Below are 12611 nucleotides of genomic sequence, written 5' to 3'. Positions count from 1 at the left end.
CCCGGTCCGGGGCGGTTGAATACCTGCATGAGCAATTCCGTCGCGGACCTGTATGCCCGCTGCACGGACGACCCGGAGGGTCACGGCCGCGAGACGACGGTCTACGACGCGATCCACGCGAAGATCAGCCCCCGCAGCGAGGTGCTGCGGCTGCTCCCGCACCGCGAGCGCCGGATGGTCGGCGCATGGTGCTTCGTCGACCTCTACGGCCCGCGAGCGGTCAGGTCCGGTGACGGGGACGCGATGCACGTGGCACCGCACCCGCATACCGGCCTGCAGACCGTGTCGTGGCTCGTCGCCGGCGAGGTGACCCACCGCGACTCGCTGGGCACGACCGCTCAGGTCGTCCCCGGGCGGGCGGCGGTCATGACCGCCGGTGACGGCATCGCCCACGGCGAGGACGTCGTGCCGCCCGCGACCGGCTCGGCCGACGGTGCGCTCCACGGCGCGCAGCTGTGGGTCGCGCTGCCCGACGGCGAACGGCATCGGGCCCGGGGCTTCGTCCTGCACGAACCGGCACCGTTCCTCGAGGCCGACGGGGTGCGGGCGCGGGTCTTCCTGGGCGCCCTCGGTGGCGTGGCCGCGGGAGCGGAGGGCTTCACCCCGATGGTGGGCGCAGAGCTCACCCCGCACGGCGGCGACGGCCCGGGCCGGCTGCCGCTAGACCCCGCATACGAGCACCTCCTCGTCCCGCTGTCGGGGTCGGCGACCGTCGAGGGAACCTCGGTGGCGCACGGGCAGGCGATGTACCTCGGCGTGGACCGCTCGACGCTCGAGCTCGGGCTCACGCCCGACGCGCGGGTCCTGCTGCTCGGCGGCGAACCGTTCGCCGAGGAGATCGTCATGTGGTGGAATTTCGTGGCCCGCAGCCACGACGAGATCGACCGAGCGCGAACGCAGTGGAACGCCGGGGGGGACGACCGGTTCGGTGAGGTGGCGCACTACCCGACCGACGAACGCCTGGCCGCGCCGCCGCTGCCCAACGTCCGGCTGCAGCCCCGCGGTCGGGTCTCGGCGAGGAGCTCCCCCTGAAACGAGTCCCCGCGGCCGCCTGGCGGCGCGCGGTACGGGTCACCATCACGGCGATCCTGGCGTTCTACGGGTGCCGGTACGGCCTCGACGACCCGACCATGGCCCTGTACGCGGTGTTCGCTGTTCTGGCCTTCTCGCTCCTCTCCCAGACCTCTGGCCCGCCGCCCGTCCGGACGCGAACTCTGTTGGCCTGCTTGGCATTCGGACTCGTCGACGTGACGATCGCGACCTACGCCGCGGTCAACACGGGAGTCGCTGTCGCCGCGATGTTCGTCTTCGGGTTCCTCGTCTCGTTCGCCGGGGTCTGCGGCGTCCGCGTCAGCGAGGTCTCGACCGGGCTGCAGCTGCTGTTCATCCTGCCGTCGCTGCCGCCGTTCGACCCCGCGTCGCTCGGCTCGCGGCTGGTGGGGCTGACCCTCGGGATGGCCCTACTCATCGTCACCGACCGGTTCCTGATGCCGGACCCGGGACCGCGCGGCTTCGCCCAGCGGTTGGCCGACGCCACGGAGAAGACACGGGCCCTCGCGGCCGGCATCGTCGGCGCCTGCGAGCTCGGTGGGCGGGTGACGGGCTCCGAGCTGGACCGCCTCGTCGCGAAGGCCAAGGCGGCGTCATCCGGGTTGCGGCTGGTCGAGGTCCCCCTGGTCGAGCGGCCGTCGGCGCCGAGCCGGATGGACCGCGGCCTGACCGACGCCGCGGGGGCGCTGCGGGCGACGACCTACCGCCTGATGGTCCTGCGCTCGGAGGTCGAGGACGACCCGCAAGGCCTGCCGGTCCCGGTCGTCGCCGCGATCGCCTCGACGCTCGCCGACGTGCGTGCGGCCCTGGTGGGGCACGGGCCGGAACCGTCGACCGACGAGCTCACCGCCGCGCTGGAGACGGAACGTGACCTGTGGCGCAGGGTGCTCGCCGACGAGCCCGACTCGGCCGAGGCGCGAGAGGTGCGCTCCCTCGGCGGGGCGACCACCCTGGTGGCGGCGGTTCAGGCGGCCAACGGCGCCCGGGCGCTGGTGCTGGCCGTCCGGTCGGGGTTCGGCGCGACGGTGCCCGCCGAGGACTCCGGACCCGACGACCCGTTCTGGTACGCGCACGGGTCGGCGTGGTCCCTCGTCTGGCATCGCGCTCGGCGGAACCTCACGGTGCGCTCGGTGGAGCTCCAGAACGCGCTGCGGCTCGCCGCCGGTCTCGCGCTCGCCCGGTTCATCGCCGGCGAGTTCGCGTTGTCCCACGGCCTGTGGGTCCTGCTGGCCACCCTGACTCTCACCCGGACGTCGGTGCGCGCGACCCGAGGCGCCCTCAAGCCGGCCCTGATCGGCACGCTGGTCGGTGTGGGGCTGGCCGGGTTGCTGCTCCTCCTGGCCGGGACGAACGCCGCTCCCTACGTGGTCGTGATGCCGTTGGCTCTGTTCGCCGCCGTCCTGGCCGGGGCGACGGTAGGCCCGATCGGGACGCAGGCGGCGTTCACCCTGGTGGTGGCGTGTCTGTTCAGCCAGGTGGCCCCACCCACCCTGGAGCTGGCCAAGGACCGGCTCATCGACGTGCTCATCGGCGCCGGTGTCGGCGTGGCGGTCGGCGTTCTCGCGTGGCCCCGTGGGGGCCAGGCCGAGCTGCGCCGGGCCGGCTCGCGCTGCCTCTCGGCGGCCGCGGACTGCGTGGACACCACCGCCGACTGGATCGTTGCGACCTGCCCGCCGGATGCCCTAGGGGCCCGGCTGGACACCGTGCGGCGGGCGCTCGCCCTCTACGAGTCGACCTACGCCCAGTACCGCAGCGAGCCGGCCGACAACCGCGACACCACCGACTGGCTCGTCGTCGAGGTCGTCACCGCCCGGGCCGCCAACGGCGCGGAGGCGGCCGCCCGCTGGGCCGACCAACGTGGGGCGTTGCCGTGGGAGGACGTCCGCGCCGATCTCGAGACCGCCGCGCGCCGGATCGCCGACGAGCTCCGCTCCTGCGCCTACCGGCTCACCAACCCGACCGACGCGGTCTCCACCGGCGGCCGCGCCACCCTGCGCGAGGCGGACCGGGCGGCCGTCCGCGCCGGACTCGCCGAGACGGCGCGCGAACCAGGTCGCGACCAGCATCCCAACGCCACCCTGCGGGCCATCGAGGCCTGGGGCTGGCTCTGGTGGCTGGCCGACGACCTGTCCCGCCTCGAGGGCGACACCGCGCCGACGGTGGCCCCGGCGGCCGCAGCCTGACCGGACGTCTCGGTGCGTTCGGCTCGGCGTGAGGACGTCGCACCGTGGTCCGCTCGATCTGCTCAGCCGACGGTCGAGAGTGGCCAGGGGAACGCCCATGTTCTCGGCGATGGCTACGTACCAGGCGTCGTGAGGCGTGAGGTTGTTGCGCAGTGCCCAGACCCGGACGGCCAAGGCCTCATACGGCACCAGCTGGACGGGCAGGGCCGACAGTCGTCGATGGGCGCGGGCCGCCGTCTCCTCGGAGACGCTTCGCGAGAGGACGCTGTGGCGCAGGACGTTGGCCACCTCGGCTGGCATGAGATCCAGAGCGACGAGCGGCGTGGTTCTCATCACCAGCCGGGCCCACGTGCCGTCGTCATCCTGCTGCAGCAGCGACCCGCTCACGACGGACGCGTCGACGACCATCACCGGCGATCGGCGTCCCGCCAAGCCAGGATGTCATCGGTACTGACCCTCACCGGGTTGGCCGTCTGGTCGCCCTCGACCTGGGCGATCCAGGTGGCCAGGTCGGGTTTCGACGTGATCTCGACGAAGTACGCCTTGAGATACTCCTGCAGCGACCGACCCTCCCGAGCCGCTCGGGCAGCGAGCTCGTCGACGACCTCGTTGGGAACGTCGCGAATGGTGATGGACCGCGGCATGCATGCGTATTAGCAGCACGCAGGCATTTCAGCAGCAGGCTGCTAGTCCTCGGACTTGCCGGTGCTGAGGCCCTCCCTGATGAGGTCCATGACCGAAGAGTCGGCGAGGGTGGTCACGTCGCCCACCTCGCGGTTCTCAGCGACGTCGCGCAGCAGCCGGCGCATGATCTTGCCGGAGCGGGTCTTCGGCAGCTCCTTGACGATCATGATCTGGCGGGGCTTCGCGATCGGACCGATCTCGGACGCGACGTGGTTGCGCAGCTCTTTGACCAGCTCCTCACCCTCGCCCGGCTCGTCGGCCTCCTGCACCGCCTCACTGCGGAGGATGACGAACGCGCAGACCGCCTGTCCCGTCGTCGCGTCGTTCGCCCCGACGACCGCGGCCTCGGCCACCTTCGGGTGCGAGACCAGCGCCGACTCGATCTCCGTCGTGGACAGCCGGTGACCCGACACGTTCATGACGTCGTCGACCCGGCCGAGGAGCCAGATGTTGCCCTCGTCGTCCTTCTTCGCCCCGTCGCCGGCGAAGTAGAGCCCGTCGAACCGCGACCAGTACGTCTCCTGGTAGCGCTCCGGGTCGCCCCAGATGCCGCGCAGCATCGACGGCCACGGCTTGTCGACGACGAGGTACCCCCCGCCGCCGTCCGGCACCGACTTGGCCTCGTCGTCGACGACGTCGACCGAGATCCCGGGGATCGCCCGCTGGGCCGAACCCGGCTTGAGCGCGGTGACGCCGGGCAGCGGGCTGATCATGATCGCCCCGGTCTCGGTCTGCCACCACGTGTCGACGATCGGCGCCTGGTCGCCACCGATGACGCGCCGGTACCACATCCAGGCCTCGGGGTTGATCGGCTCGCCGACGCTGCCCAGCACCCGCAGTGACGAGAGGTCGAACTTCTGCGGGATCGCCTCGCCCCACTTCATGAATGTGCGGATCGCCGTCGGCGCGGTGTAGAGGATGGAGACCTTGTACTTTTCGACGATCTCCCACCAGCGGCCCTGATGCGGGGTGTCCGGGGTTCCCTCGTACATCACCTGCGTCGCGCCGTTGGCCATCGGTCCGTAGACGATGTACGAGTGGCCGGTCACCCAGCCGATGTCGGCGGTGCACCAGTAGACGTCGGTCTCGGGGTGGACGTCGTGCACGACCGAGTTCGTGTAGGCGACCTGCGTGAGGTATCCGCCGGTGGTGTGGAAGATGCCTTTCGGCTTCCCGGTCGTCCCCGACGTGTAGAGGATGAACAGCGGGTGCTCCGCCTCCATGCCCTGCGCCTCGTGGGTGTCGGCGGCCTGGTCGAGCGCCTCGTGCCACCAGACGTCGCGGTCGTTCCACTCGGTGTCCTGCCCCGTCCGCTTGACGACGAGCACGTGCTCGACCGTCGTCTCGCCCTTGGCCAAGGCCCCGTCGACGGCCGGCTTCAGCGCCGCCGGGGACCCGCGCCGGTAGCCCCCGTCGGAGGTGATGACGAGCTTGCACTTCGCGTCCTTGATCCGCGTGTAGAGCGCCTCGGCCGAGAACCCGCCGAAGACCACGGAGTGCGGCGCCCCGATCCGGGCGCAGGCCAGCATCGCCACCGCGGCCTCGGGGATCATCGGGAGGTAGATCGCGACGGTGTCGCCCTTGCCGACACCGAGGTCCTGCAGCGCGTTCGCCGCCTTCTGCACCTGCTGGTGGAGCTCCGCATACGTGATGTCGCGGGTGTCTCCGTCGGGCTCGCCGACGAAGTGGATCGCCACCTTGTCGCCGTTGCCGGCCTCGACGTGGCGGTCGACGCAGTTGTAGGCGACGTTGAGCTCGCCGTCGGCGAACCAGGTGGCGAACGGTGCCTTGCTCCAGTCCAGGACCTCAGTGAACTCCTTGCTCCAGCTCAGCCGGCTGCGCGCCTGGTCGGCCCAGAACGCCTCGTAGTCCTCCTCGGCCTGGGCGTAGAGGTCCTCGGTGCCGTTGGCCTGGGTGGTGAACTCCGCCTCCGGGGGGAACGAGCGGTCCTCGTGTCCGAGGTTCTCGAGGGTCTGGTGGGACGTCTCGTTCGACACTGGGCATCCTCCTGCGACGGTGCTGGGGCTGACGCTGGTATGCGCGTGGGGCTGATGGTGGCGCGCACACGCTCTCACTGCCAACCTACTCAACGGGTATGCGGTCGGCGCGGGCAAGTGAGTGGCCTCACCGACCGGGCGGGCGGCCGATCCGTGAGGCGAACGGCGTCGAACTCCAGGACATGGGTGACGTGGTCTACCGCTGCGTGATCGCGACGTCGCGCGCGGTCTTCCGCGGTCTTGGGCTGCGCATCGAGCTGCGCGGCGAGGAGCACCTGCCCACGACCGGCGGTGCGGTCCTCGCCAGCAACCACGTCAGCTTCCTGGACTTCCTCCTCGTCGGCCTGGTCGGGGTGGAGCGGGGGCGCTTGGTCCGGTTCCTGGCCAAGGAGAGCGTCTTCCGGCCGCCGCTCCTCGGCTGGGCGATGCGCCGGATGCGGCACGTCAGCGTCGACCGCGCCCACGGGACGGCGGCTCTGCGTCAGGCGGTCCGGGCCGCCGAGGCGGGTGAGGTGGTCGGGATCTTCCCCGAGGCGACGTTCTCCCGGAACGAGTCGCTGCGTCCGTTCCGACGAGGGGCAGCGGCCGTCGCCGTCTGGGACCAGGTGCCACTGGTGCCCGTCGTGGTCTGGGGCGGCCAGGACGTCCTGGCCGTGCGTGGCCGGTGGTTCCGTCTGCGCTGGGGCGTGGCCGTGACCGTCGTCGTCGGCGAGCCGCTGCGACCCGGCCCGCACGCCGACCCCGCGGTCGTTACCGACGTGCTCCGGGCCCGGATCGGTGACCTGCTGAGGGACCGGGAGGCGGCCCGCGATCGACAGCCGTTGCTGACCAGATGAACAGTGGCTGAACTCCGCCGCCCGTCCCTGTCCGTGCTCGTTCCACGGCTCCAGACTCGGCCTCATGACCACAGCAACTCTGGTGCTCGTCCTGGTGGTGGTGGTGGCCCTGGCGTTCGACTTCACGAACGGCTTCCACGACACGGGCAACGCGATGGCCACGTCCATCGCGACGGGCGCCCTTCGTCCTAAGGTCGCGGTCGGTCTCGCGGCCGTCCTCAACCTCGTGGGCGCGTTCCTGTCCGTCGAGGTCGCGCTGACGGTCACCAACGCCGTCATCAACATCCAGGACGGCAAGGGCGCCCCCCAGGCCGCCCTCCTCGCCGACGGCGGCTACGCGCTGCTCCTCATCATCCTGGCCGGCCTCGTCGGCGGGATCGTCTGGAATGTCCTGACGTGGCTGCTCGGCCTGCCGTCGTCGTCCTCGCACGCCCTGTTCGGCGGGCTCATCGGCTCGGCCATCGCGGCGCTCGGCATGAGCGGTGTGAAGTGGACCGGTGACGGCACCAAGCTGGACGGGGTCATCGGCAAGGTGATCCTCCCGGCGGTGGCCTCGCCGGTCATCGCCGGAGTCGTGGCCGCCCTGGGGACGTGGCTGATCTTCCGGGTGGTGGCGAACGTCGCCGAGCAGTTCACCAACCAGGGTTTCCGGTGGGGCCAGATCGGCAGCGCGTCGCTCGTCTCGCTGGCCCACGGCACCAACGACGCCCAGAAGACGATGGGCGTCATCACCCTCGCTCTCATCGCGGCCGGCCAGTGGACCGACACGACGGCCGTCCCGACCTGGGTGAAGTTCTCCTGCGCCATCGCCATCGCCGCCGGCACCTATGCCGGTGGCTGGCGGGTGATCCGTACGCTCGGCAAGGGCCTGGTCGAGATCTCCCCGCCGCAGGGCATGGCGGCCGAGAGCGCGTCCGCCGCCGTCATCCTCACGTCGAGCCACCTCGGCTTCGCCCTGTCGACCACCCAAGTGGCCACCGGGTCGATCCTCGGCTCCGGTGTAGGGCGGCCAGGCGCCACCGTCCGGTGGGGCATCGCCCGCCGGATGGTCGCCGCCTGGCTCCTCACCCTTCCTGCTGCCGGGCTCGTCGGCGCGGTGATGTGGTACGTCGGCAACGCGCTCGGTGGAGCGCTCGGACCGCTCGTCGTCGTCCTCATCCTTATCGCGCTGACCGGGTACATGTGGGTGCGCTCGCGGCGTCAGCCGATTACCGCCGCCAACGTCAACGACGAGTGGGAAGCGATGCCCGAGAGCAAGAAGCTGGAGCGTGTCTCATGAACAACCTCGCCCTCGCCGCGGACGGCGCCTGGAAGGTGCTCGTCGCCAGCCTCGTCCTGGGCGCCGGTCTGCCGGTGATCTTCGCCCTCGGTGTCCGAGCGCGGGCCCACGCGGCCGGCGGCGGTACCGGCGGGCAGGACACGGAACGGCACCCGATCGGCAACCTCCTGTTCGCCCTGTGCATCCTCGTGGTCCTGCTCGGCGTCGCCCTCGGGATCACCATCATCGTGGCCTCGGGCTTCGGCAAGGCCGTGTCCTTCGACCACATCTACCCGACCATCGTCGGCAAGTGAGGACGGGTTCCGTGGCTCTGAACGCGCGCCTTCGTGGCGTCATGGACTGGCTGCTCGAGGGCTATCCCGCGGGCGTCCCCCCGAAGGACTACATCCCCCTCGTGGCGCTGCTCCGTCGCCGGCTGAGTGACGACGAGATCAGGGAGATCGGCGACGAGATCGTGGCCCTGGGCTACGAACCGGGCGAGACCACCAGCGACATCGGGGTCTCCATCACCCGGCTCACCGACGCGCTGCCCAGCCCGGAGGAGATCGCCCGAGTCGAGGAGCACCTCAACCGCTACCACGACTGGCCGCTTGAAGCCTCCTGAGGCCGGACGGGACAGCGGTATGCCCGGTGCCCCTGCGTGGGCACCGGGCATACCGGTCTATCGAGGGTCTCGCAGTCAGCTCACGGCGTCGAGGGCGTCGACGAGGCCCTCACCGAAGTAGCTGTTGTTGGTTGCCGGGCCGGTGCAGACCGGGACGCCGGGCGTGGTGTTGCACGCCTTGTCGTCAGCCTGCATGCGCAGCTTCGCGACCATCTGGGCCGGCGTCCACGTCGGGTGGGCCGACTTCATCAGGGCGAGTACCCCGGCCACGTGCGGCGACGCCATCGAGGTGCCGCTGAGGAGCCCGTACCCGGAGGCGGCCGTCGTGCGCGGGAGCGTCGACAGGATCGACGACCCCGGAGCCGCAACATCGACGACTCCCAGGCCGCGGTTGGAGAAGCTCGACAGCCGGAAGTCCAGCGTGCCGGCCGGGAACCGCTGCACCGAGGACACGGTGGCCACGCCGGGAAGCTCAGCCGGGATGTCGTTGCATCCGCTGTTGAGGGTCCGGGTCACCGGAGTGCCGTCGTCGGGACTGCCGGTGTCCTGGAACGACGACTTGTCGGCCAGGTCGTGGGCCGAGTTGCCGGCCGCCGCGGCGTGCACGACGCCCTGCTCGGTCGACCACGCCACCGCGCGACGCACGGCCTCCTTGGCCGCGAGCTGGTCGGGCTGGTCCTCGCAGTAGAACTCGAACGGGTCCACGTAGTAGCTGTTGTTGGTCACGTCCATGTGCTTCATGCCGGCCCAGACGAAGCCGCAGACCGCGTACTCCGGGTAGATGAACCCGTCGTCGTTGACCACCTTGACGGACGCGAGGCGCACATTCGGAGCGACGCCGACGATGCCGACGTTGTTGCGGGCGGCGGCGATGGTGCCGGCCACGTGGGTGCCGTGGTAGCCGCCGGGCGCCTTGCTATCGGCCCAGCCCGTCGGGGAGAGGTCAGGGCGACCCGCGTCGGTGCAGTTCACCGAGTCGGCCGCGTCGATGTTGGCGGCAAGGTCGGGATGGGTTGGGTCGATGCCGCTGTCGAGCACGCCGACGAGGACGTTGCGGGAGCCGTCGGTGATCTTGTGGGCCTGGTCGGCCTTGATCATCTTCATGTCCCACTGCTCGGTCTCGCGCGGGTCGGTCGCGACGGCCGGCGCCGCCTCGCCGACGACGTCGCCGTTGACGGCCTTCTTCGCCCCCTTCTTGTAGTCGGACGCACCGGGCCCCCACGGCGCGGCGAGACCGTCAGGGGTGCCCTCTGACACGGACACGGTGCGGCTGGCGCCGACCGACTCGAGGGCGTTGCCGGCGGCCGACGCGACGTCGCGACGGAAGGCTCCGCTGTCCGAGTGGGCGACGACGACGCCGATCTCGGCCCACGACTGGACGACGGTTCCCCCGGCCTTCTGGACCGCCTTCTCCAGCAGTCGGGTCTGTCCGGGGTTCGCGTTCTTCGCGTTGAGGATGTAGCTCATGAGCATGCCGTCAGGGGTGACGATCGGCACGGGCGTAGAGACCGGCTCCGCGCTGGTCGCCGCGGTAGCGGTTCCCGAGAACAGCGCGGTGCCGAGGATGGCGGCGGTGGCGACAGCCAAGGCTGTGCGGCGCCGGGATAGGCGTGGTGACATGGGTGGATGTACTCCTTCGGGGGCCCCACCACCGTGGTGGGGCAATCGGGGTACCGCCTACCCTGTCGGCAACTTCTCAGGAAATCACCCCTTGTCTGAGTAAAACCTGAGTCAACTCACGGTTGGCACGGGCGAAACCGGCGTGTTTGCGCCCGATTGCCGACGACATGGGTGACGCCCCGGACCGGTAGGTCCGAGGCGTCATTCCTCATGCCGCGAAACAGCTAGTGGCGCAGGACCTCCTTCTCGGCGCCGGCACCGGTGAGCGCGCGGACCTCCATCTCGACGTACTTCGCCTCGTTGTGCTCCTTCGAGGTGACCGTGCCGAGCCAGCCGAGGAAGAACCCCAGCGGGATGGAGATGAGGCCCGGGTTGGCCAGCGGGAACCAGTGGAAGTCGATCGACGGGTCGGTGATCATCGACGCCGCCTTGCCGGCCGTCACCTTGCCACCCGACACCGTCGGGCTGAAGAGGATCAGCACGATGGCGCTGGTGAGACCGCCGTAGATGCTCCACAGCGCACCGCGGGTGTTGAACCGCTTCCAGAACAGCGAGTAGAGGATCGTCGGCAGGTTGGCGCTCGCGGCGATGGCGAAGGCCAGGGCCACGAGGAACGCGATGTTCTGCCCGTTGGCGAAGATCCCACCGATGATCGCGACGATGCCGATGACGACGGCCGCGATCCGGGCGACGCGGACCTCGGCGTCGGCGCCACCCTCGCCCCGCTTGATGACCTGGCCGTAGATGTCGTGCGCGTAGCTGGCGCTGGCCGTGATGGTCAGGCCCGCCACGACGGCGAGGATCGTGGCGAAGGCGACCGCGGCGATGATGCCCAGGAGCACCGTGCCGCCGAGCTCGTACGCCAGGAGTGGCGCTGCCGAGTTCGCGCCGCCAGGGGCTGCGGCGATCTTGGCCGGGCCGACGAGGGCGGCCGCGCCGTAGCCCAGCACCAGCGTGAAGAGGTAGAAGATGCCGATCAGCCAGATGGCCCACTCGACCGACTTCCGGGCCTGCTTCGACGACGGGACCGTGTAGAAGCGCATGAGGACGTGCGGAAGACCGGCGGTCCCCAGGACGAGGGCCAGGCCGAGCGAGATGAAGTCGATCTTGCTGGTCGTCGTGGCGCCGTACTGCAGGCCCGGGCCGAGGATGGCTTCGCCCTTGGGCGACGCGGCGACGGCCGACCCGAGCAGCGTCGAGAGGCTGAAGCCGTTGAGCGCGAGCACCCAGACGGTCATGACGAACGCACCGATGATGAGCAGGGTCGCTTTGACGATCTGGACCCAGGTAGTGCCCTTCATCCCGCCGATGAGGACGTAGCCGACCATGATGACGCCGACGACGGCGATGACCACGCTCTGACCGACCCGCCCATCGATCCCGAGCAGCAGAGCCACCAGGCCGCCGGCACCGGCCATCTGCGCCAGCAGGTAGAAGAAGCTCACGACGAGGGTCGAGATCGCCGCGGCCACCCGGACCGGACGCTGCCGGAGCCGGAAGGACAGGACGTCGGCCATGGTGAACCGGCCGGTGTTGCGGAGCAGCTCGGCGACGAGCAGCAGCGCCACGAGCCAGGCGACGAGGAACCCGATCGAGTAGAGGAACCCGTCGTACCCGTTGATGGCGATCGCCCCCGCGATGCCGAGGAACGAGGCGGCCGAGAGGTAGTCACCCGAGATGGCGATGCCGTTCTGGCGACCGGTGAACGCCCGGCCCCCCGCGTAGTAGTCGGCCGCTGTCCGGTTGTTGCGGGAGGCTCGGATGACGATGGCCAGGGTGATGATGACGAACAGCGCGAAAATCGCGATGTTGAGGCCAGGGCTCCCGACGTTGGTGGCCGCGGGCAGCAGGGCCGGGGTGGCGGCGCTCACGAGGCGCTCCCTTCCACGCGCTCACGTAGCGCCTCGGCGGCGGGGTCGAAATGGCGGTCCGCCCAGCGGACGTAGGCGATCGTGATGGCGAACGTCGAGACGAACTGGAGCAGGCCGAAGATCAGGCCGATGTTGATCTCGCCGAACACCTTGGTCGACATGAAGTCGACGGCGAAAGACGACATCAGGACGTAGAGGAAGTACCACGCGAGGAACAGCGCGGTCATCGGGAAGACGAACCGTCGGAACCTGCGGCGCAGGTCCTGGAACTCGGTGGACTGCTGGACCTCCGCATAGCGGAATCCGCTGTCCGATGTGTCGACCTCGCGGTCGAGAGCATCGTTGCTCACGGGGACACCTCCGGTGTGGGGCAGGCACACGGGCGCGGGGCGCCACCCGTGGCTCGGGCCAGCGTCGACCCTGCGCTGAGCAGGCGCCAGACGACGCGCGCCGGGTGGGGAGAGCGGTCGCCCAGCGGAGCCGGTCG

The 12611-nt window shown here is 70.4% G+C and carries 11 protein-coding genes and 1 pseudogene; 6 read left to right on the top strand and 6 right to left on the bottom strand.

Annotation, left to right across the window (positions count from 1 at the left end):
- Positions 1-27 precede the first annotated feature (27 nt).
- Both VIG79_RS01560 and VIG79_RS01555 read left to right on the top strand, forming a co-directional pair.
- Entirely contained in the window at positions 28-1032 is a 1005-nt protein-coding gene (locus VIG79_RS01560) for a pirin family protein (RefSeq protein WP_331881236.1), read from the top strand.
- Between the two features lie 215 nt (positions 1033-1247).
- Positions 1248-3233, top strand: coding sequence for an FUSC family protein (locus VIG79_RS01555; protein WP_331881233.1), 1986 nt, complete (start codon positions 1248-1250; stop codon positions 3231-3233).
- A 69-nt stretch (positions 3234-3302) separates the two neighbouring features.
- On the opposite strand, the pseudogene VIG79_RS01550 reads toward VIG79_RS01555, so the two are convergent.
- The 3 genes and pseudogenes from VIG79_RS01550 to acs form a co-directional block, all read right to left on the bottom strand.
- Positions 3303-3641, bottom strand: a pseudogene (locus tag VIG79_RS01550) (type II toxin-antitoxin system VapC family toxin); the annotation flags it as partial.
- Positions 3641-3877, bottom strand: coding sequence for a FitA-like ribbon-helix-helix domain-containing protein (locus VIG79_RS01545; protein ID WP_331881230.1), 237 nt, complete (start codon positions 3875-3877; stop codon positions 3641-3643). The gene VIG79_RS01545 and the pseudogene VIG79_RS01550, both read right to left, overlap by 1 nt.
- Before the next feature lie 42 nt (positions 3878-3919).
- A complete protein-coding gene (gene acs / locus VIG79_RS01540; protein WP_331881227.1) occupies positions 3920-5914 on the bottom strand; it encodes an acetate--CoA ligase in 1995 nt (664 codons plus the stop codon).
- A 182-nt stretch (positions 5915-6096) separates the two neighbouring features.
- On the opposite strand from acs, the gene VIG79_RS01535 reads away from it, so the two are divergent.
- The 4 genes from VIG79_RS01535 (at position 6097) to VIG79_RS01520 (ending at position 8633) form a co-directional block, all read left to right on the top strand.
- The gene (locus tag VIG79_RS01535) at positions 6097-6750 is read left to right on the top strand and encodes a lysophospholipid acyltransferase family protein (protein WP_331881224.1); all 654 of its coding nucleotides are present in this window, start codon (positions 6097-6099) and stop codon (positions 6748-6750) included.
- 64 nt (positions 6751-6814) lie between these two features.
- Complete coding sequence (locus VIG79_RS01530) at positions 6815-8029, top strand: inorganic phosphate transporter (protein ID WP_331881222.1); 1215 nt, start codon at positions 6815-6817, stop codon at positions 8027-8029.
- Positions 8026-8322, top strand: coding sequence for a hypothetical protein (locus VIG79_RS01525; RefSeq protein ID WP_331881219.1), 297 nt, complete (start codon positions 8026-8028; stop codon positions 8320-8322). The genes VIG79_RS01530 and VIG79_RS01525 overlap by 4 nt, the downstream gene beginning before the upstream one ends.
- A gap of 11 nt (positions 8323-8333) precedes the next feature.
- The gene (locus tag VIG79_RS01520) at positions 8334-8633 is read left to right on the top strand and encodes a DUF3349 domain-containing protein (RefSeq protein ID WP_331881216.1); all 300 of its coding nucleotides are present in this window, start codon (positions 8334-8336) and stop codon (positions 8631-8633) included.
- Between the two features lie 75 nt (positions 8634-8708).
- Here the strand turns inward: VIG79_RS01520 and VIG79_RS01515 are convergent, their stop codons facing one another.
- The 3 genes from VIG79_RS01515 to VIG79_RS01505 form a co-directional block, all read right to left on the bottom strand.
- Positions 8709-10220: a S8 family peptidase gene (locus VIG79_RS01515; protein ID WP_331881213.1), complete on the bottom strand. Its 1512-nt coding sequence runs from the start codon at positions 10218-10220 to the stop codon at positions 8709-8711.
- A 257-nt stretch (positions 10221-10477) separates the two neighbouring features.
- Entirely contained in the window at positions 10478-12124 is a 1647-nt protein-coding gene (locus tag VIG79_RS01510) for a cation acetate symporter (RefSeq protein ID WP_331881211.1), read from the bottom strand.
- A complete protein-coding gene (locus VIG79_RS01505; RefSeq protein WP_331881208.1) occupies positions 12121-12474 on the bottom strand; it encodes a DUF485 domain-containing protein in 354 nt (117 codons plus the stop codon). The genes VIG79_RS01510 and VIG79_RS01505 overlap by 4 nt, the downstream gene beginning before the upstream one ends.
- Positions 12475-12611: the final 137 nt, after the last annotated feature.

The sequence above is a fragment of the Lapillicoccus sp. genome (assembly GCF_036559105.1).
In the GTDB taxonomy this organism is placed as follows: domain Bacteria; phylum Actinomycetota; class Actinomycetes; order Actinomycetales; family Dermatophilaceae; genus Lapillicoccus.
This window is presented reverse-complemented; position numbering and strand designations above follow the sequence as displayed.